The following is a 19,504-nucleotide window of genomic DNA, read 5'->3' as shown; positions in this document are numbered from 1 at the left end:
GGTTCACCCTTCGTGCTGCGGCGGGTTGACGGCGACGGGGCGGCGTCCGGGCGGTCAGGGAGCCAGCCGGCGGAGGCGGCGGGACTGCAGGTGGTGGTGGCTGGTGAACAGCTTCTGCACCCTTTCCTTCCGCTCCAGGAGCCCGATGCGCTGCCCCTGGAGGACCTGCAGCGCGGGGAACCGGTCCTTCTCGAAGAGCAGGATGTTCAGCGAGCCGCCGTACTGGAAGTAGCCGATCTCCTCGCCCTTGCGCACCGGCACGGGCTGCGATTCCGGGCTGATCGCCCTGAACTGCTCCTGGTAGACCACGGAGGCGATCGAGTTGAGGCCGACGGTCACCATCCCGACGTGTCCGACTCCGTCCGGCCCCGGCACGGGCTTTCCCTCGGCGTCCAGGTACCTGGTCCTGATGACGACGTAGCCCCGGCGGAACTGGTCGAACATCTCGTAGTCGTAGCCGTAGCCCACGTCGCCCTTGTTGAGCAGGTCGGGGAAATCCCGCATTCCGTAGTAGACCCCGCCGACGTCGGCGCGGGACTCCACCACCTCACCGGACACCGGGGCGTGGTAGCGGTGGTAGTTGTCGGGCATCAGGACGCACGAGACCGCCGTGCCGTCCAGGAACTTCTCGGCGTACGGGGATCCGTCGAGCAGCTGCTGGACGTTCATGGTCACCGACTTGACCGGGATGGGGGTCTCCAGCGTCAGCCTGTCGACGATCATGTTGATGACGCAGTCGGCCGGGGCGACCACCACGCTGTCGTCCGCCGGGGCGTCGACCGGCCGCCTGTCCTTCTTCACCTCGCGGACGAAGAACTCGTTGAAGTTCCGCCAGTCGAGGGCGACATAGTCGTCCATGCGCTTCTTGCCGAGCTGCTCGATCCACCGCTGGGTGACTTTCCTGGACTCCTCGGAGTCCATCTGCCTGCCCTGCAACTGGGTGAAGTCGGCGAGCATCTTGAGCCCGGGGCCGCAGGTCACGAAGACCATGCCGTAGTCGTTCTCGTAGTTGAGCTCGCTGAACTTCTCTATGTACTCCAGCCCGTTGTCGACGCCGCATTCCTCCAGCTGCCAGCGGTGCCAGCTCCGGAAGAACTCGCACAGGCCCTTGATGTCCTTGTTCTTCCATTCGTTGTCGCGCTGTCCCCCCTCGGGGGCCGGATACGGCACGACGTTGGCGACCGCCGCTTCGTAGAGGGTCTGGAAGCCTTCGCGGTCCGCGTGGTACCAGTCCTCCACGGTTTCGAGGAAGTGGTTGATGTCGGCCGACGGCGGCCATTCCCTGCCCTGCGTCATCCGTGTGTCCCCTTCACTCGTCCGCTTCTGTCTCGCGCCGGACCAGGCTGGCCCGGTGCCGGGACACCACGAAAGGGGACCATGGGCGCGAACCGCACTTCTCTGCCACGGAGTTGGCCGTCACTCCCGCCACGGCGGGGCACAGGGGGCACAGGCCTGCCGGGCGAGGGCTCGGGCGGAGTTCCCCCGCGCCCCACCGGTCAGCCCCGTCCCACCGCACACGGCCGGACGGCCCACGCCGAAGCGGTTGACGATGACCGGGACTCGGTCCAATGCCCCTCGGCGGACGCGGACCGATGCCGACACCGGCCCGGTGCCGGGTGGCTGTCGGCATGATCGGTGAGCTGTCGGAGAGCTGTCGGCGTGATCGGTGAGCTGTCGGCGATCGGTCGGTGCACGCCACGACAGTGGATCAGGCCGGCGCCGGTCCACGACGGCACCGGCGCACCGGCCCGACTCGCCGCAACGGCGCTCACGACCAGGGAGAAAGCCCCATGACCACCACGCACGTCACGATCATCGGCGCCGGGCTCGGCGGCCTCACGCTCGCCCGCGTCCTGCACCTCCACGGCATCCCGGCCACGGTCTACGAGGCGGAGCGGTCCCCGGCCGAGCGGTCGCAGGGCGGGCTGCTCGACATCCACGCCGACAACGGCCGCATCGCCCTGGAGAAGGCCGGCTTGACGGACGCGTTCCGCGGCATCGTCCTGGAGGGCCGCCAGGCCCTGCGGGTTCTGGAGCCGGGCGGGACCGTCGTGCTCGACCAGGCCGACGACGGCACGGGCGAACGCCCCGAGGTACAGCGCGGCGAACTGCGACGGCTCCTGCTCGACTCGCTCCCGGCGGGCACCGTCCGGTGGGGACACAAGGTCGGCGGCGCCCGCACCCTCGGCGACGGGCGCCACGAGGTGACGTTCGCCGGCGGCGGCACCGTCGTCACCGGCCTGCTGGTCGGCGCGGACGGCGCGTGGTCACGCGTCCGGCCCCTGCTTTCCGCCGCCACTCCCGCGTACACCGGCAAGTCGGTCGTCGAGACGTACCTGTTCGACGCCCTTACCCGGCACCCGGCCGCCGCGAGGGCGGTCGGCGGCGGGGCGATGGTCGTGCCCGGGCCGCGCCGGGAGATCTTCGCCCACCGGGAGAAGGACGACACCCTGCACGCCTACATCGGGATCACCGAGCCGCAGGAATGGTTCGCCGCGATCGACTTCGCCGATGCCGCCGCGGCCACCGCGCGCATCGCGCGGGAATTCGACGGCTGGGCGCCGCAGCTCACCGCGCTGATCACCGACGGCGACACCGCGCCGGTGCTGCGCCCCCTCCACGCCCTGCCGGCCGGTCACCGGTGGGACCGCGTCCCGGGCGTGACCCTCCTCGGCGACGCCGCCCACCTCGCGGCCCCGAACGGCGAGGGCGCCAACCTGGCCATGCTCGACGGCGCCGAACTCGGCGAGGCCCTCGCCGCGCACCCCCACGACACCGAGGCCGCGCTCACCGCGTACGAACGGGCCATGTTCCCGCGCGGGGCCCTGGCCGCCGCCCGCGCGGAGGAGGGGGCCGTCTCCGGCGGGTCCGCGGCCCAGGGCCTGATCGACGCGGTCGTACGGCAGTGAGCCGCCCCGGCAGGGCACCTGACGGAGGCGCCCGCCGCGCTCGTGACCGCGGGTGTTACCTTCTCCTCCCGTGGCGGAGCACCAGGACCGGACCAGGGCGGCCTACGACGGGGTCGTCGAGCTGTACGCGTCGATGTTCGCCGGACGGCTGGAGACGCAGCCGTTCGCGCGGGCCATGCTCGGCACCTTCGCCGAGCTGGTGCGCGGGACGGGGAACGCGCGGGCGGCCGACGCCGGGTGCGGGCCCGGACACATGACGGCCATGCTCGCCGACCTGGGGCTGGACGCCTTCGGGCTCGACCTCTCCCCGGCCATGGTCGAGCACGCCCGGCGGGTCCACCCGGCGCTGCGCTTCGACGAGGCGCGGATGGAGGCCATGCCGGTCGAGGACGGCGCGCTCGGCGGCGTGCTGGCCCACTACTCGATGATCCACACCCCGCCCGGGGACCTGCCCGCGCTGCTCGCCGAGCAGGTGCGCGTCCTGGCGCCCGGGGGCCTGCTGCTGGTCTCGTTCTTCGGGACCGAGGAGCCGGAACCGGTCCGCTTCGACCACAAGGTGGCGCCGGCCTACAGCTGGCCGGTGGACCGGTTCGCCGGCCTGCTGACCGGGGCCGGGCTCGTCCCCTTCGCCCGGCTCGTCCACGACCCGGCCTCCGAACGGGGCTTCCTCGACGCCCACTTGCTGGCGCGCCGCCCCTGGGACGGCCCGTCGCCGGCGATCAGCTCTGCGGCCGGCGGCCGTGATTGGCGGCCTTCATACGGGACTTCTTCTTCTTGCGGCGCCGTTTCGAGGACATGAGGTCCCTCCTCTCCGGTACACCTCCGACCAATTTATCGCCTCCGGCGGAGAGGCGCCGGTCGAGGGACCGCGTGCACGGCCGCACCGCCGGCCCGCTCGCCTGATCGCGTGACACGCGCCTCCGCCGCGGTGGTGCGGCCCGCGCGGGCCGGCCCGTTCTGGCACCGTCGCCCCCGTGCTCACCGTGCTGTTCGCCGTGCTGGCCGCCCTGAGCAACGCCTCCGCCGTCGTGCTGCAGCGGGCCGCTGCCCGGAGCGTGCCCCAGGACCACGCCTTCAGCCTGCGGCTGGTGGGCGATCTGCTGCGGAACCCGGTGTGGTTCGCGGGGATCGCGGCCGTGATCTGCGCCGCCGTCTTCCAGGGACTCGCCCTGTCGCAGGGCTCGCTGGCCCTGGTGCAGCCGATCTTCGTCAGCGAGCTGCCGTTCGCCCTGGTGCTGGGCTGTCTGGCGTTCCGGCGGCGGCTGCCGGCGTACGGGTGGGCGGCCGTCGTCATGGTCGCCGCGGGCCTGGCGCTGGGGCTGGCGGGCGCGGCGCCCGCCGGCGGGCACGCGCGGGTCGGCACGGTGCGCTGGCTGCCCGCCCTCGCCGCCTCGCTCGCCGCGATGGCCCTGTGCGTCGGGGCGGCGCTTCCCCGCCCCCGGGGGAAGGCCCGTGCCGCGCTCTTCGGGGCCGCCGCGGCGATCGGCTACGCGCTGACCGCCGCGCTGATGAAGGACGCCATCGGCGCCTTCGCGCGGCACGGCGCGGGCGCGTTCTTCACGAGCTGGCAGACCTACGGCTTCGGCGCCGCCGGGGCGGCCTCGCTGTTCCTGCTCTCCAACGCCATGGAGTCCGGCCCCCTCGTCGCCTCCCAGCCCGCCCTCACCCTGGGGGACGCGCTCGTCAGCCTCACGCTGGGGCTGCTGGTGTACGAGGAGCGGGTGCGCACCGGGCCATGGGTCCTCATGGAGGCGGCCGGGGTCGTCCTCATCACCGCCGGGGTGCTGATCCTGCCGCGCGTGGAGCCCGGCCCGCCGAGGCGGGCGGACGGCACCGGGCCGCCGCCCGTCACCTCCTGACGGCCCGCAGGATCACGAACTTCGGGTCGCCCGCGACGACTTCGCAGGCGCCGAAGAGCTTGCGGAGCTTGACGTGGTACCCCAGGTGCCGGTTGCCGACGACCCACAGCTCGCCGCCCGGGCGCAGCACCCGGCGGGCCCCGGTGAACATCCGGTGCGCGGTGGTGTCGGTGGTCGCCTGGTGCGAGTGGAACGGCGGGTTGTTCAGGACGAGGTCCGCCGAACCGGCCGGCAGGGCGGACAGCCCGTCACCGGCGAGGAACCCCGCCGCCCGCCCGGCCGCCGTGTTCGCCCGGAACGTCGCCTCCGCCGAGGCCACGGCCTGGTAGGACTCGTCGACGAAGACCACCTCCGCCTCCGGGTTCGCCACCGCCGCGGCCGTGCCCAGCACGCCGTTGCCGCAGCCGAGGTCCACCACGCGCTCGGCGCCGCGGGACCGGGGGAGGTGGTGCAGGAAGAAGCGGGTGCCGATGTCGAGGCGGTCGGCGCAGAAGACGCCCGCGTGGTTGACGACGGTCAGTCCGGCCGCCGGGCCCGCGTCGTCGCCCAGGACGTACTCCAGCGGCCAGGGGCTGGGGCCGGGCCGCGGCTCCGCGGCGGGCGAGCAGAAGATCAGGCGGGCCTTCTTGGCGGCCAGGGACGTGCGGGTCGGCCCGAGGATCCGCTCGAAGAGCCTCAGCGTCGAGGTGTGGATCTCCGTCACCTTCCCGGTGCCGACGACCACCGTGCCGGCGTGGACGCCGGGCGCGAGCCGCAGGAGCTGGTCCTCCAGCAGCGCGAGGCTCTTGGGCACGCGGACCAGCAGGACGTCGACGCGGTCCGGCGGGGTGTCCCGGGTGGTCAGCAGCCGCACCGCGGACGCCTCGGCGCCGTTGCGCGCCAGGTTGGCCCGCGTCGCTTGCTGCGTCAGGAACGAGTCGGTGATCTGCACGGGCCGGTGCGCGGCGAGGGCGGTGGTCAGGGCGCCCCACCGGTCGCCCAGGACGACGACGGAGCCGTCGAGGTCCGCCCGCGCCGCGGGCGTTCCGTCGGCGGCGGCGACGGGCTCCGCGAGGTGCCGCAGCAGGTACTCGTCGGCGGCGTCCCAGGGCAGGAGCCGGTCGCGGGGGTCCTCGGGGAAGCGGGTGAGGTCGAACTCACCCATCGGGGTGGAAAAGCGCTTCATCGTGGGACTCAGGCTAACGGAGCGGGCAGGCGGCCCGCCCTCCGGACCGGCCCGGCCGCCCCGCGGCTGGTTGAATGCCCCGCATGCACCTGATGTTCGTCGGCGACTCCATGACCATCGGCAGCGCCGGTGACCTCACCTGGCGCTACCGGATGTGGCAGCACCTGTCCGCCACCCACGGCGGCCCCTTCCGCATCGTCGGCCCCCGCGACACCCTCCACGACATCGCCGCCGACGCCCCCGTCTCCCTCGACTACGGCGCCCCGGACTTCCCGGAGAAGGCCCGGGCGCACCTCGCCGGCTGGGGGCAGGGCTGGTGCCACATGGCGCCGCTGATCGAGGACGCGGTGCGCGCGCACCGGGCCGACACCCTCCTGGTCTCCCTCGGCCTGATCGACCTCGGCTTCTACACCGACGCCCGGCAGACGGCCGGGAACGTCCGCCGCTTCGTCGCCGGGGCGCGCGCCGCGAACCCGTCCGTACGGGCCGTCCTCCTGCCCGTCATCCACAACGTCCGGGCCCGCCAGGAGCCGCGGTTCGCGGCCGACTGCGACCGCTTCAACGACCTGCTCGCCAAGGCCGTCGCCGACCTCGGCACCCCGGGCTCGCCGCTGCTGCTCGCCTCCGTCCCGCCCGGCTGGGACCTGGACCGCGACACCTACGACGGCACGCACCCCAACGCCCGGGGCGAACACCTCCTCGCCGCGGCGTTCGCGGACGCGATGCACCAGGCGTGGGAGGTGGGCGGCCCCTACGCGCCCGTGGCCGCCGCCGGCCGGGACACGACGCCCGTCCGGCGGGGTGCGCCACAAGCCCGTACGCGCAGGGTCAGGCGTCCAGGCGCCGGTCGATGACCGTGCGCAACTTGCCGCTGCTCGCGGCCCGTTCGAAGCCGTCCGGGCCGACCGCCTCGACCCGCAGGTCGAGCAGGCGCTCGTCGGTGACGGCCGCCCGCAGCTCGGGGTAGTGGGCCAGGAACGCCGCCGTCGCCGCGTCGGGGTCCGCGCCGTTCATGCGCAGGACGACGCGCTCCCGGGCGGCCCCCGGCTCGACGAGCATCTGCAGCTCGCCGCAGTACCCGAGGTGGTCCTCGGCGATGCGGGCGAGGCGGCGGTAGTTGAGGAAGTACGTGCCGGTGCGGATCACGTCGCCGGTGCGGCCCAGCAGTTCGAAGCGCGGCGTGGTGCGGCCGCAGGCGCACGCGCCCTCCACCCAGCGTCCCAAGTCCCCCTGTTCGTAGCGGGAGATGGCGGGGGCGCTGCGGGTGTGCGGGGTGAAGACGATCCGCCCGGTCCCGCCCGGGGCCACCGGCTCGTCGCTGTCCATCGCCAGGATCTCCAGGGTGAACAGGTCGTCGAACAGGTGGTAGACCGTGCCCTCGGCGTGCTGGCACTGGTGGCCCATGGTGCCCAGGTCGCTGCCGCCGTAGGCGAAGCCGCGGATCGCCTCGATGCCGAACTCCTCGGCCAGGTGGCGGCATTGCTCGGCGCCGAAGTGCTCCCCGCCGTAGAAGACCTTGCGGATGCCGCCGTAGGCGCGCAGGGCGTCGCCCGCGTGCCGGAACAACTGCCAGACGTACGACGGCATGGCGAGGATCGCCGTCGCGCGGTGCCGGATCAGGACGGCCGCGTCGCGCGCGTAGTCCGTGGACCCGGCGACCGGCAGCTGCGCCGCGCCGATCTCCTCCAGCAGGCCGTTGCCGTACAGGAAGCTGCCGTACATCCCGCCCGCGAACAGCAGGTTGGCCACCCGGTCGGTGCGCACGTCCAGGCCGGCGGCGACCAGGCCCTCGCCGCCGCGCCGCAGCTGGGTCCTCCAGTCGGCGTAGGCGTGGACGGCCAGGGCCGGGGTGCCGCTGCTGCCGCCGCTGCAGATGTGCAGCTGCTGCTTGCCGGCCGGGATGTGCGGGTTGAGCCGCTGGACGTCGGCCTTGGTCATCACCGGCAGGGCGGGGGAGGGCCGCTGCCAGGCCGCCGGTCCCGCGGCGGCGCGCGGGTGCAGGTCGTCCAGGCGGGTGTCGTGGGCGAAGCGCTCGTCCAGGCGGACGCTGACGCGGCGGCTGTAGCGCTGCAGCGGATAGAGGCCGTCGTGCGGCTCGCCCGGGTAGCTGTCCAGCATCGAGCCGACCGGGGTGACGCGCAGCACGCCCGCGGTGAACAGCCGCTCGGCCAGCACGGGGACGTCGGTGCGGGCCGCGGCCAGGCCGGCGGTCTGCAGGTAGCGGCGCATCGGCCGCAGCACGGCGGTCAGCTGCTCGCGCGGCAGCGGCTTGACCCACACCGTGCGGTACAGCGGCGAGGCGCGCAGGGCGGAGCGGTGGTCGACCAGGACGCGCCAGGCGCCGTCGGGGCTCTCGTACGTCCTCGTCAGGCCCAGGTGCTCCTCGCTGCGGGCGACCAGCAGCGTGGTGGTGATCTCCGCCTGCTCGGGCACGTCGGGCCGCGCGGCCGGGAAGCGGCCGCCGCGCCGGTCCAGGGCCGCGCCCAACCGCTCGGCGAACGCGGCCAGTTCGGCCCGGTCGGCGGTGTCGAGGTAGACCACCTGGGGGCTGGAGCACGCCTGCTGTTCCAGGCGGCAGACGCTGTCCGCGACGCCGTCGAGGACCTCCTCGTCGGCCCAGGCGCCGGCGGTCAGGTAGGCGAAGGAGATCCGGTGGCCCCAGGTGATCAGCCGGCAGCCCGCCGGGACGTGCTCCGAGACGCCGGCGACGGCCTCCTCGCCGCCCCAGACGGCGACCGCGTCCGCCGGGGCGCACAGCAGCCGCAGCCAGTCCGTGCGGGACGAGGAGAAGCGCAGCACGACCAGCCGGGACGCGATCGTCCCGTCCGGGTCCTGCTCGCCCAGCGCCTCCAGGAGCAGATGCGTGAACAGCGAGCCGCCGCCGCTGGTCTTGAGGACGTTGACGTTGCCGGCGAGCAGGCCCTCGACCGCGCTGAAGACGCCGACGATCGGGTCGTTGCCGGCCGTGACGTGCGCCAGCAGGCCCACCGGCGCCCACGACTCGAACACCGGGGCGCGGAAGTCGGTGCGCCGCAGGCTCTCCGGGTCGGTGCCGCCCAGCTCCACGGCCAGCTTGCGCTCCAGGCCGTCACGGCTGAGGAACTCGGCGATCTCCGCCAGACTCCGGCGGGCCGACTCCTCGTCCGCGCCCGAGCCGACCAGGTGCGCCGCCAGACGGCGGTGCAGGTCCCCGTCCGCGTCGGACAGCAGGCGCGACAGCCGGTCGCAGGCGGCGACGACCTGCCGGGCCGGCAGCGGCCGCGCCAGCTCCTCGCCGGCCAGGGCCGGCAGTTCGGCCAGCAGCTTCCCGGCCTCGGCGTCGTCGACCCAACGCCCCTGCCAGAGATGGTTCTTGTGCTCGTTCGTCCGCTCGGCCATCACGCCGCTCCCTTCATGAGTTCGGCAGCGGCGACGGCGCAGCTGCGGTTGGTGCTGGTGCCGGCGCGGCCGTGGATCTCGAACCAGTCGGTCTCCAGGCCGCAGCCGCACGCGGATCCGGGGTGCACGGAGACCAGGTCCCCCATGAGCACGCTGTGCACGGGCACCGACGTCATGAACGGCGACACGCAGTGCAGGAAGCCCCGTTCGCCGTACGGCAGCGGGTCCAGGGTGGTCACGTGCCGGGCGAAGACCCGCGACCAGACCGGGGCGTGCAGACGGTGCCGGGCGCACTCGGCGTACGTGACGCCGTGCTCGACGGCGCCGTAGCTGTCGCGCACCCGCTCGTGCGGGATGCCGAGCTGCTCCTCGATCCGGTCGTACAGCTCGAACTTGCCGATCCGGCGGCCGGCGTGGCCCTTCCAGCCGCCGCCGAGGTAGACGAACGAGTCGGCGCGCAGCTTCAGCGGCGGAACGCCCAGGGCGCGCATCCGCTCCAGGGTGAACCACAGGAACGACGGGAAGCCCAGCAGGCGCACCGGCAGGTCCTCCTCGGCGTAGCGCACGAGGGTCTCGACGCAGCCGAAGGGGTCGAAGACGTGCTCGTCCCCGACCGAACGCAGCGCGTAGGCACGCCGGTTGACCGGGGCCATGTCGCACAGGAAGTCGTCGGTGAAGGCGGTGCCGAGCTTGAGGCCGACGGCGGGCTCGTAGCTGTAGAGCAGGTAGTTGGCGGGCCGGTCGGGGGTGACGAAGCCGTAGTGGTCCAGGACGAACGCGGCCATGCGCATCACCGAGCCGATCGACCAGGAGTCGAAGAACATCTGCGACTTCTGGCCGGTCGTCCCCGAGGAGGTGAAGTGCGCCGCAACGTCCTCGTCGGGGATCGACTTCACCACGTGGGTCTTGAAGAAGTTGGCGTGCGTCAGCGGGAGCCGCGCGGCGTCGGCGGCGGTGCGCAGGGCGGGTTCGCCGTGGGCGCGCCACACGTGGCCGTAGAAGTCGGACCGTTCGGCGTGCCAGGTGTTGACCTCGGTGAGGGCCCGCACGAACAGGGCGTCGATGTCGGGGCCGGTGGCGTAGGGGGTGCGGAGGTCGCCGAGCCGTTGCAGGTGCGGCAGGCGCCCGGCGTCGGGCACCGGCAGCGGGGCGAAGTACTTCGCGTGCGGGGCCGGGTCGGGTGTGGTCATCGCGGGGGCTCCGGGGTGAAGGTGTCGAGGTAGGTCGCGGTCCAGGACCGGCTGTACTGCTCCACGTAGGGCGTGAACACGGCGTCGGCGTCCAGGGCGCGGAAGTCCGGGCGGCCGGCGGCGTGCGTGAGGACGACGTGGTCGTGCCACAGCCCGTCGTCGTGCCGCATCGCCGGGTACAGCGCGCTGGGGACGAAGCCGTGCGCCAGGTAGTGCTCCAGGCGCTCGCGGTCGGCCAGCGGCAGCAGCGTCTCGACGTACGCGGCGCCGTGCCGGGCCATGGCGTGCACCACGTCGCCGAGCGCCTCGCCCGGCGCGGCGGTGGAGGGGAGGATGTCGAGCAGGGTGCCGCAGCCGCCTTCGTCGTCGATCACGCCGTACGCCTCGAAGCGGCCGTCCGCCGGGGTGAGCAGCACGTCGGGCGGGCTCAGCGGCAGCGAGGGGGCCCCGCCGCCGGTGTGCTGCGCGTACCGGCGGCGTACGAAGGACGCGGCCCGGATCACCTCGATCGGCTCCGCGCCCGGACGCGGGCACGCCCGCGGCGGCGCGGGGAGCGGCCGGACGTCCTCGTAGCCCAGGGGGCCGGCGGCGCGGCCCGCCGCCTCCAGCAACGGCAGGATCTGCGCGGGCACTTCGGGGACCGGCGCGCGCCGGGCGAGCACGCCGTCGCGGTGGCGGATCACCAGGGCCAGGGTTTCGCGGCCGCGGAGCTCCACCGCGCCCGGCAGCAGGCCCATCGGCCGGAACCCGTGCCGCATCAGGGCCCGTTGGGGCACCGGGGAGACGCAGCGGGCGGTCGCGTACACCGAGTCCAGTTCGCCGTCCGGGCCGAACGCGCCCTCGCACAGGCCGGACAGCAGGGCGCGGGCGATGCCCGCGCCGGCGTGGCCGGGGTGCACGGCGAGGCCCTCGACCTTGCCGACCCGTGCGGCCGCGTCACCGCGCAGCACCGCCGAGCCGATGACGTCGCCGGACTCGGCGTGCCGGGCGACCAGCCAGCGCACGCCGGGTGCCTGGAGCGCGGCCGTCATCGCGGCCGGGTCGGTGCCCAGCCGCAGCGGATAGGACGGGCCGTACACGGCGAAGTACAGCTGGCGGAGGGCGGCCACGTCGCGGAGGCCGGCGGTGTCGATCAGTACCGGGCCGTGCCCGGTGGTCCGGGGCAGTAATTGCGTCACAGGAACTCCGTTCGCCGACGCGAAGCGCCGAAGAAGTCGAAGAAGTCGAGAAGTGAAGGAGGAAAAGGGGTGCCGGTTTCAGCGGGCGTCGGTCGCGGACGCCTCGTCGTCGGTCCCGGCCGCCGAGCGCGCGCGGGCGAAGAGCAGCGCGGCGACGGGCAGCAGGCCCACCGCCTGTGTCAGGCACAGGACTTGGGGCGACACCACGTCGCCGATGAGGCCGAAGGCGAGGGCGGCCAGCGGGAAGCTCGCCCCGAGCAGCGCGAGCATCGCGGCGAAGAAGGCCGGCCGCGCCGCCGCCGGCACGCTGCGCTGGAACAGCGCCACGAACACCACGTTCGTCGCTCCGACCGCCCAGCCCGCGACGATCAGGCACGCCACGAACAGCTCGCGGTCGGCGACGAGTCCGGGCAGGATCAGGGAGGCGCCGAACAGGGCGATGCACGCGGCGCCGATGTGGCCCGGGTGGCCCGGCAGCCGGCCGCCGGTGAAGATGCCGAGCAGCATGCCCAGCCAGAGGGAGCCCTCCAGCACGCCCAGGGTGAGGGCCGGCGCGTCCAGGACGTTCTTGGTGTACAGCGGCAGGACGAGGAAGGTCGCGTTGATGAAGAAGTTGGCCGCCGCGAAGCAGATCAGCGCCAGGCGGATGAAGGGCAGTCCGGCCAGCATCCGCCAGGTCCGGGCGAGTCCGCCCTGTGTCCCCTCGTCGTCCGCCGCGGGGAGGGGGGTGAAGCGGGCGCGGGTCACCAGCAGGGCCGCGCCGAGGTAGGCCAGCGCCCCGGCCGCCGCCACGCCCGCCAGGCCGACCTGTTCGACGAGCGCGGCGCCGAGCAGCGCGCCCGCCATGCCCACCATGGAGAACGTCGACTGCTCGAAGGCGGTGGCGTCCTCGATGTCCGCGTCGTCGACCAGCTCCGGTACGGCCTTGGACAGGCACGGGTCGAACAGGGCCTGGCAGGCGGCCAGTCCGAGCATCACCGGGTAGACGGCGAGCAGCGGGAGGTCGGCCGGGGCGGCGTACGCGGCGATCGCGGCTGCCAGCACGGCGGCCGCCGACACCGACGACCGCAGCACGCCGCGACTGGGGTGCCGGGCTATCGCGCGGGCGATCCACGGGGCGCACAGCACGGGCGGCAGCGCCGCGCAGGCCAGCAGCAGGCCGGAGGCGAGGCCGCGTCCGTCCGCGGTGACCTCGCCGAGGAGCCACCACATGACGGCCATCTGGTACATGCGGGTCGCGCTCTGGCTCAGCAGTTGCGCACCCCACACCCGGGCGAAGTCGTGGTTGCGTATCAACAGCGGACGGGCGCGGTCGCGTACGTCCGTATCAACAGGGTTCACAGGAGGGCTAATTCCCTTGCGATTCATGGTCCGCCGACCGGGAAGAGAGCGCCCCCACAGGCACACGGTCGGAACGGAGGGAAAGGTGATGTCGTCGGCACTGCGACGAGATGAGGAGAGCGGCTGCCGTCATGCGCGGCCCGCGTCGCGGAGTGGTCCCGCGTCGTTCCTCACGGGGAGAAGAGAAGAAGGTGGGGGCGCCGGTGGGGCCACCGGTGCAGTGGGACGCGGCCCCGGGAAAGCGGGCCGGCCGGCGCGCGGAAAAGCGGGCGCGCGGAAGGCGGGTGGTGAGCGGGGAACGACGGTAACGGGTCCGATGGCGGGTGGACGGACATGTGGCCTTGCCTAGGGTTGACGAAGACACTGCGTGGGCGCGGGGGCCCACGAGAATGGGTGGCTCGAGGCCCGCTTCCGGGGTGCGGTGAATACCGCACCCCACGCGCGTTCCGTGTGAACGTCGGTCTGACGTTCCCTCACGGACGCGGCGCCTCGTCGAATATAGCGCACGGCTGATCGACTCACGTCAACCGTTCAATTTTGAACGGGGTGCTGGCCGGAAAGCGATGCTTCTCTCATATGAATGCGCCGCCCGGTATCGGCATTCGAAAGTCTTCGACCGCTCCCCGCCGAAGGGGCCGACGGCCCCCTCGGCGGGGAGAGCGGGCGCCACACTCGGGGGCCGGGTTGTTCCGGGGGCGCGCCCCGGTGGCGGCCGCCGCACGGCACCGCGGACCCCGCGGCCCTCGCATAAAGAATGCGGGGCCCCGGCCGGTATTGGCCGAGGACCCGCATTCCAGGCGGAAAGAAAGGCGGGAGCGTGTCACTCCACCTTCCTCTTCTCGTACCAGCCTGATCCGCCTCTGACTCCGGAGGGGCATTCGGCCTTCTGGTACTCGAATCGCCACGGACCTTCGGAGTACGAACCGTCGCTGCAGTAGATGAATGCCTTCACGTGCAGGCGGGTTCCCGCGCACTTGGCGTGGAAGCGCCGCGCTCCGCCGGGCCCCGCATTGTCGTACCAGGTTTGGCAGCCGGCCTGGACGGACGCTTCCTGGGTGGCGGCCTCGGCCGCCGCCGGCGCCACGAGGAGACTCGATCCCATCAGTGCGACGGCGGAAACTCCCATCGCGATTCGCTTCGCCAACTCATCCTCCGGGGTGCGAAAAGGTGCGCGAGACGTGTGCGCCGACCTTATGAGCGCCGGATGGTGCTGTCACGAAAGGAATCGGCCAACCGAGCATTCTGCACAGCCGAAAGCGAAGTTTCCGATTCCGTCCGCCCCGCCTCGCGGGCCGCCCCGTTGTCGCTCGTGCGCCCCACCGGGCACCGCCCCCTGCGCTGCCTCCCCCCACCGCGCCCGGCCGGGATCCACGCCGCGATCGTCTAAGGTTGCCTCGGGCGAGCTCCGCGCCCGAGGTCTCATGAACTCAAGGTCGTAGAGCGGAGGTTGCGTTCCATGGTCGAAGCGCGTGAGGGGGACGGGGCGGCGGAGGAACGGGTCGACCGGTCCTTGGTGCTGGCCTGCGGGGTGCTGATCCTCGGTGCCTTCCTCGCCCTGCTGGACACGACGATCGTCAGCGTCGGCGTGGACCGGATCGCGGGCAGTCTCCGGTCGCCGCTGACCACCATCCAGTGGATCGGCGCCGGGTACATGCTCGCGATGGCCGCGGCCATCCCCCTGTCGGGGTGGGCGGTCGACCGGTTCGGCGGCAAGCGGATGTGGACGGCCTGCCTGGCGCTGTTCCTCCTCGCCTCCGCGCTGTCCGGACTCGCGTGGTCGGCGGAGAGCCTCATCGTCTTCCGCGTCGTGCAGGGGTTCGCCGGCGGGCTGATCGAGCCCGTGGCACAGACGCTGATCGCGCGCACGGCCGGGCCGCGCAGGGTGGGCCGGGTCATGAGCCTGGTGCAGATCCCGATGATGCTCGCCCCCGTCTTCGGGCCGGTCCTCGGCGGCGGGATCGTCGAACTCGCGGGCTGGCGCTGGCTGTTCTTCCTCAACCTGCCGATCGGCGCGGCCGCGCTGCTGCTGGCCCGCCGCACGGTACCCGCCGACCACCCGGACAGCGCCCCCGCGCCCACGCCTGCCGGCACCGCCAGGAGCACCGCGCGCTTCGACGCCCCGGGCTTCGCGCTGCTCTCCCCGGGCCTGGGGGTCCTCGTCTACGGCCTCTCGCAGGCGGGCGCGGGCGCCGCGGCGGGCTCGCCTGCGGTGATCGTGCCGCTCGCCGTCGGCGCCGCGCTGCTGACCGGTTACGCGGTCCACGCGCTGCGCACCGCCGCCGAGCCGCTCATCGACCTCAGGCTCTTCCGCAACCGCCGGTTCGCGCTGTGCACGGTGACGCTCTTCCTCCTGGGGTTCACGGTCAACAGCGGGCTGTTCCTCCTGCCGCTGTTCGACCAGATCGCCAGGGGCGAGGGCCCGGTGCACGCCGGGCTGGTCGTGGCGCCGCAGGGCCTGGGGGCGGCGCTGGTGCTGCCGTTCGTCGGCCGCCTCACCGACCGCTTCGGGGCGCGCGGCGTCGTCCCTGTCGGCATGGCCCTGGCCGGCGTCGGCACCCTGGCCTATACGCAGATCGACGCGGAGAGCGGCCAACTGTGGCTGGCCTTCTGGCTGTTGGTGCGCGGAGTCGGCACGGGAGCCACCTTCGCACCCGCGCTCGGCGCCGCCTACCAGGTGATCGACGGCGCGGTCGCCGCCCGCGCCACCAGCGCCCTGTACGTCCTGCTCCAGCTCGGCGGCGCGGTCGGCACGGCGGGGCTGGCGCTGCTGCTCCAGAACCGCATCGCCGCGGCGGTTCCGGGGGCCGACGCGGCGTCCGGCCCGCCGAGCGTCGCCGACGACCCGCACGTGGCCGGGCCGCTCGCGCACGCCTTCGGGCAGACGTTCTGGGGCGCCGCGGCCGTCTGCGCCGTGGCGGTCGTCGCCGGGCTCTTCCTCCCCGGCCGCTACCGCGGCCCGGACGGCGGCCGGGATCAGGAGGTCGCCGAGACGGCCGGCTCCGCCGGCAGATGATCCGCCGGCAGGTGAGAGGTGTCGTTGTGGCACAGCAGCGCCCACCCCAGGGCGCTGCCGGGCACGGGCGGCCACGGCAGCGGCCGGCGCGCCCAGTGCGTCAGCCCCGTGGGGTGCGAGACGAACGCGGTGTGCGCGCGGACGTCGGCGGGCAGCCGCAGCAGGATCTGGCTGACGGCCGCGACGGTCTCGCCGTGCCCGACGACCAGGACGCGCTGCCCGGCGTGCCGTTCGAGCAGCCGGTCCAGGGCGGCCCGTACCCGGCGCAGGTAGGCGCCCCAGCTCTCCGCGCCGGGGGCCAGCGGCCGCTCGGGGCGCAGCGCCGGGGCTCCGCCGAAGGCGGCCACCACCTCGCGCCAGGGCCGCCCGTCGGCCGCCCCCATGTCCGCCTCGCGCAGGCCGGGTTCCGTGACGACGTCCAGCCCCAGCGCCGCGGAGACGAGACGGGCGCTCTGCTGGACGCGCGTCAGGTGCGAGGCGGCGTACAGGGCGTCGAGCGGCCGGCGGGCGTGCTCGGCGCGCAGCCGCCGGGCCAGCCGCCCGGTCTGCCGGCGCCCGTGCGCCGTCAGACCGCGACAGCCGAGCGGCCCGCCCACCGTGCCCGACCTGCTGCTCTGCGATTCGCCGTGGCGGACGAGCAGCAGTTCCGTGGGTGCGTCCCGGTTCACGCCGCGGGCCCCGGGCCGGGGCGGGACGGCGTGCCGTCCGGTCCGGGCGGGACGGCGGGCGGTGAGGCGAGCACCGCTTCCAGGCCGGTGCCCACGCGGGGGCCCGGGGCGAACGTCGCGGGCAGGGCGGCGAACCCGTTGACCTGTCCCACCGAGGGGTAGTCGGTGGCCCCCGCGAGGTCCACCTCGTACGCGGGCATCCGTTCCAGGACGGCCGAGAGCATCGTCTCGAACATCAGCCGGGCGAAGTGCGCGCCCAGGCAGCGGTGGATGCCGACGCCGAAGGCCAGGTGGCGGTTGGGGGCCCGGTCGACGACCAGCCGCTCGGGGTTCTCCACCGTCGCCGGGTCGTGGTTGGCCGCGGCCCAGGAGATCAGGACGCGGTCCCCGGCCCGCAGCCGGCGGCCGCCCAGCTCCGTCTCCCGGGTCACGGTCCGGGCGTTGAAGTGGATGGGGGAGAAGTAGCGCAGGAACTCGTCGGTCGCCCTGTCCGTCAACTCCGGTTCCTCGCGCAGCCGTCGGCGTTCGTCCGGGTGGCGGCCGAGCCACTCCAGGCTGCGGCCGAGGAGGGCGGTGGTGCTGTCCGCGCCGCCGAAGAACAGCAGTTGGCAGATGCTGACGACCTCGTCGTCGGACAGGCCCGTGCCCCGCCGCGTCAGATGGCTGATCAGGTCGCCCCGCGGCGCCCGCCGCCGGTCGGCCACGACCTCCCGGAGCAGGGCGAGCACGTCCTCCAGGAGCCGTCCCGCCGCACGGTGCTCCGCGCTGCCGGGGGCGGCGGAGACGAGGGTGTGGAACGGGTGGGTCAGCTCCCGCCAGTCCTGCGCGGGCAGGCCGAGCCAGGCGACCACGAAGCAGGCGGGCAGCGGGAATCCCAGGTCGCCGACGAAGTCGATCCGCCCCGTCCCGATCCGCTCGTCGAGCAGCGCCGTGGCGAGGTCGGCCAGCCACGGCCGCCACACCTCGCACGCCGTACGGGAGAAGCGCGGTGCCAGGACGCGCCGGTAGCGGTGGAACTCCGGCGGATCCACCTCCTGCGGGATGCTGCGCGTCCCGGAGGAGAAGGGGACGCCCACGCCCCGGAAGCCGCCGCGCGCGCCCTCCGGGTCGTGGTCGGAGGAGTAGGTGGCGTCGTCCCCGGCGACCGCGGCGACCGCCGCGCCGCTGGAGACCACCCAGAACCCGCCGTGGTGCGGGGAGTGGGCCACCGGGCACCGCTCCCGCAGCTCACGGTAGAGGTCCTGCCACCGCTGCCCGTACTCGGCCGAGCCGAAGTCGACGTCGGTGTCGTACCGTTCGACGGGCCCGCCGGATCCGGGAGGGCCGGAGGACCGGGCCATCAGTAGCGGTAGTGCTCGGGCTTGTACGGACCCTGCACCGGCACGCCGATGTAGGCGGCCTGCTCCTCGGTGAGCTCGGTCAGCTCGCCGCCGAGCGCCCGCACGTGGATCCGGGCCACCTTCTCGTCCAGCTCCTTGGGCAGCCGGTACACCTGGCGCTCGTACTTCTCGCGCGCCGTGAACAGCTCGATCTGCGCGATGACCTGGTTGGCGAACGAACAGGACATCACGAACGACGGGTGGCCGGTCGCGTTGCCCAGGTTCACCAGCCGCCCCTCGGCGAGCACGATGATGGAGTGCCCGTCCGGGAACCGCCACTCGTCCACCTGCGGCTTGACGGTGATGCGCCGGATGCCCGGCACCCGCGCCAGACCGGCCATGTCCAGCTCGTTGTCGAAGTGGCCGATATTCGCCAGGATGGTCTGGTGCTTCATCCGGGCCATGTGCTCCAGGCGCACCACGTCCTTGTTGCCGGTGGTGGTGATGACGATGTCGGCCCGGTCCACGACGCTGTCCAGGGAGGCCACTTCGTACCCGTCCATCTGGGCCTGGAGCGCGCAGATGGGGTCGATCTCGGTGACGATCACCCGGGCGCCCTGCCCGCGCAGCGAGTCGGCGGACCCCTTGCCGACGTCCCCGTAGCCGCAGACCACGGCGACCTTGCCGCCGATCAGCACGTCGGTTCCCCGGTTGATGCCGTCGATGAGGGAGTGCCGGATGCCGTAGCGGTTGTCGAACTTCGACTTGGTCACCGAGTCGTTGACGTTGATGGCCGGGAACAGCAGCTCGCCCGCGTCCGCCAGGTGGTACAGCCGGTGCACGCCGGTCGTCGTCTCCTCGCTGACGCCCAGGATCTCGTCCGCCGCCCGGCTCCACCGTGAGCCGTGCGCGGCCAGGGAACCGCGCAGCTGCTCCAGGAAGGCCCGCCACTCCTCGGAGTCGTCCGGCCCGGGCTGCGGCACCGCGCCGGCCTTCTCGTACTCCACGCCCTTGTGGACGAGCAGGGTCGCGTCGCCGCCGTCGTCGACGATCGCCGTCGGGCCGCGGTCGCCCGGCCAGGTCAGCATCTGCTCGGTGCACCACCAGTACTCTTCGAGGCTCTCGCCCTTCCACGCGAACACCGGTACGCCGGCGGGCGCTTCGGGTGTGCCGTCGGGGCCGACGACGACGGCGGCGGCCGCGTGGTCCTGGGTGGAGAAGATGTTGCAGGAGGCCCAGCGCACCTCGGCGCCCAGCGCGACCAGGGTCTCGATCAGCACGGCCGTCTGGACCGTCATGTGCAGCGAGCCGGAGATCCGCGCGCCCCGGAGCGGGCGGGCGTCGCCGTACTCGCGGCGCAGCTCGACCAGTCCGGGCATCTCGTGCTCGGCGAGCCGGATCTCGTTGCGGCCGAACTCGGCCAGGGACAGGTCGGCGACGGCGAATTCGACGCCGTTGCGGATCTGCAGTCGATCGGCGGTCAT

15 protein-coding genes are annotated in these 19,504 nt (G+C 73.5%); 5 read left to right on the top strand and 10 right to left on the bottom strand.

Annotated features, from left to right (window positions below):
- Positions 1-54: 54 nt before the first annotated feature.
- On the bottom strand, positions 55-1,296 hold the full coding sequence (locus AC230_RS20660; protein WP_049717777.1) for a phosphatidylserine decarboxylase: 1,242 nt from the start codon (positions 1,294-1,296) through the stop codon (positions 55-57).
- Between the two features lie 494 nt (positions 1,297-1,790).
- On the opposite strand from AC230_RS20660, the gene AC230_RS20655 reads away from it, so the two are divergent.
- The 3 genes from AC230_RS20655 to AC230_RS20645 all read left to right on the top strand — a co-directional run bounded on the left by AC230_RS20655 (position 1,791) and on the right by AC230_RS20645 (position 4,768).
- The gene (locus AC230_RS20655; protein ID WP_049717776.1) at positions 1,791-2,909 is read left to right on the top strand and encodes an FAD-dependent oxidoreductase; all 1,119 of its coding nucleotides are present in this window, start codon (positions 1,791-1,793) and stop codon (positions 2,907-2,909) included.
- Between the two features lie 70 nt (positions 2,910-2,979).
- Positions 2,980-3,708 (top strand): methyltransferase domain-containing protein, encoded by a 729-nt coding sequence (locus AC230_RS20650; RefSeq protein ID WP_078871437.1) that lies wholly within the window; start codon positions 2,980-2,982, stop codon positions 3,706-3,708.
- Positions 3,709-3,883: 175 nt separating this feature from the next.
- Positions 3,884-4,768 (top strand): DMT family transporter, encoded by an 885-nt coding sequence (locus AC230_RS20645; RefSeq protein WP_049717775.1) that lies wholly within the window; start codon positions 3,884-3,886, stop codon positions 4,766-4,768.
- Here the strand turns inward: AC230_RS20645 and AC230_RS20640 are convergent.
- Complete coding sequence (locus AC230_RS20640) at positions 4,758-5,933, bottom strand: methyltransferase (RefSeq protein ID WP_049717774.1); 1,176 nt, start codon at positions 5,931-5,933, stop codon at positions 4,758-4,760. The genes AC230_RS20645 and AC230_RS20640 overlap by 11 nt on opposite strands.
- A gap of 83 nt (positions 5,934-6,016) precedes the next feature.
- Here AC230_RS20640 and AC230_RS20635 point away from each other — a divergent pair, with 83 nt between their 5' ends.
- Entirely contained in the window at positions 6,017-6,787 is a 771-nt protein-coding gene (locus AC230_RS20635) for a GDSL-type esterase/lipase family protein (RefSeq protein ID WP_198535579.1), read from the top strand.
- Here the strand turns inward: AC230_RS20635 and AC230_RS20630 are convergent.
- From AC230_RS20630 to AC230_RS20610, 5 genes are all read right to left on the bottom strand, one after another.
- On the bottom strand, positions 6,762-9,311 hold the full coding sequence (locus AC230_RS20630) for an acyl-CoA reductase (RefSeq protein WP_049717773.1): 2,550 nt from the start codon (positions 9,309-9,311) through the stop codon (positions 6,762-6,764). The two genes, AC230_RS20635 and AC230_RS20630, sit on opposite strands and share 26 nt — an antisense overlap.
- The gene (locus AC230_RS20625) at positions 9,311-10,501 is read right to left on the bottom strand and encodes a LuxE/PaaK family acyltransferase (RefSeq protein ID WP_049717772.1); all 1,191 of its coding nucleotides are present in this window, start codon (positions 10,499-10,501) and stop codon (positions 9,311-9,313) included. The genes AC230_RS20630 and AC230_RS20625 overlap by 1 nt, the downstream gene beginning before the upstream one ends.
- Positions 10,498-11,679, bottom strand: a complete 1,182-nt coding sequence (locus AC230_RS20620; protein ID WP_049717771.1) for a GNAT family N-acetyltransferase — start codon at positions 11,677-11,679, stop codon at positions 10,498-10,500. The genes AC230_RS20625 and AC230_RS20620 overlap by 4 nt, the downstream gene beginning before the upstream one ends.
- Before the next feature lie 78 nt (positions 11,680-11,757).
- The gene (locus tag AC230_RS20615; RefSeq protein WP_049717770.1) at positions 11,758-13,020 is read right to left on the bottom strand and encodes an MFS transporter; all 1,263 of its coding nucleotides are present in this window, start codon (positions 13,018-13,020) and stop codon (positions 11,758-11,760) included.
- A gap of 820 nt (positions 13,021-13,840) precedes the next feature.
- A complete protein-coding gene (locus tag AC230_RS20610; protein ID WP_157868621.1) occupies positions 13,841-14,164 on the bottom strand; it encodes a hypothetical protein in 324 nt (107 codons plus the stop codon).
- Between the two features lie 312 nt (positions 14,165-14,476).
- Between AC230_RS20610 and AC230_RS20605 the strand changes: the two genes are divergently transcribed.
- A complete protein-coding gene (locus tag AC230_RS20605; protein ID WP_049717768.1) occupies positions 14,477-16,033 on the top strand; it encodes a DHA2 family efflux MFS transporter permease subunit in 1,557 nt (518 codons plus the stop codon).
- On the opposite strand, the gene AC230_RS20600 is transcribed toward AC230_RS20605, so the two are convergent.
- From AC230_RS20600 to ahcY, 3 genes are read right to left on the bottom strand one after another with little or no spacing between them, the layout of a single operon-like run.
- Positions 15,994-16,701 carry a histidine phosphatase family protein gene (locus AC230_RS20600; protein ID WP_053161306.1) on the bottom strand — a complete coding sequence of 236 codons (708 nt, stop codon included), beginning with the start codon at positions 16,699-16,701 and terminating at the stop codon, positions 15,994-15,996. The two genes, AC230_RS20605 and AC230_RS20600, sit on opposite strands and share 40 nt — an antisense overlap.
- Positions 16,698-18,041, bottom strand: a complete 1,344-nt coding sequence (locus AC230_RS20595; protein WP_049717767.1) for a cytochrome P450 — start codon at positions 18,039-18,041, stop codon at positions 16,698-16,700. Before AC230_RS20595 ends, AC230_RS20600 begins: the two co-directional genes overlap by 4 nt.
- Positions 18,041-19,504, bottom strand: a complete 1,464-nt coding sequence (gene ahcY / locus AC230_RS20590; RefSeq protein ID WP_049717766.1) for an adenosylhomocysteinase — start codon at positions 19,502-19,504, stop codon at positions 18,041-18,043. Before ahcY ends, AC230_RS20595 begins: the two co-directional genes overlap by 1 nt.

The organism is Streptomyces caatingaensis, from assembly GCF_001187435.1.
GTDB classification, from domain to species: domain Bacteria; phylum Actinomycetota; class Actinomycetes; order Streptomycetales; family Streptomycetaceae; genus Streptomyces; species Streptomyces caatingaensis.
Note: the sequence above shows the minus strand (reverse complement) of the source record. Positions and strands in the feature narration are given on the sequence as shown.

What these genes read in the sequence shown, in the direction of transcription:
- AC230_RS20660 (WP_049717777.1), bottom strand. Translation starts at nt 1,296, where the DNA reads ATGACGCAGGGCAGGGAATGGCCGCCGTCGGCCGACATCAACCACTTC.
- AC230_RS20655 (WP_049717776.1), top strand. Translation starts at nt 1,791, where the DNA reads ATGACCACCACGCACGTCACGATCATCGGCGCCGGGCTCGGCGGCCTC.
- AC230_RS20640 (WP_049717774.1), bottom strand. Translation starts at nt 5,933, where the DNA reads ATGAAGCGCTTTTCCACCCCGATGGGTGAGTTCGACCTCACCCGCTTC.
- AC230_RS20635 (WP_198535579.1), top strand. Translation starts at nt 6,017, where the DNA reads ATGCACCTGATGTTCGTCGGCGACTCCATGACCATCGGCAGCGCCGGT.
- AC230_RS20630 (WP_049717773.1), bottom strand. Translation starts at nt 9,311, where the DNA reads ATGGCCGAGCGGACGAACGAGCACAAGAACCATCTCTGGCAGGGGCGT.
- AC230_RS20625 (WP_049717772.1), bottom strand. Translation starts at nt 10,501, where the DNA reads ATGACCACACCCGACCCGGCCCCGCACGCGAAGTACTTCGCCCCGCTG.
- AC230_RS20605 (WP_049717768.1), top strand. Translation starts at nt 14,477, where the DNA reads ATGGTCGAAGCGCGTGAGGGGGACGGGGCGGCGGAGGAACGGGTCGAC.
- AC230_RS20595 (WP_049717767.1), bottom strand. Translation starts at nt 18,041, where the DNA reads ATGGCCCGGTCCTCCGGCCCTCCCGGATCCGGCGGGCCCGTCGAACGG.
- ahcY (WP_049717766.1), bottom strand. Translation starts at nt 19,504, where the DNA reads ATGACCGCCGATCGACTGCAGATCCGCAACGGCGTCGAATTCGCCGTC.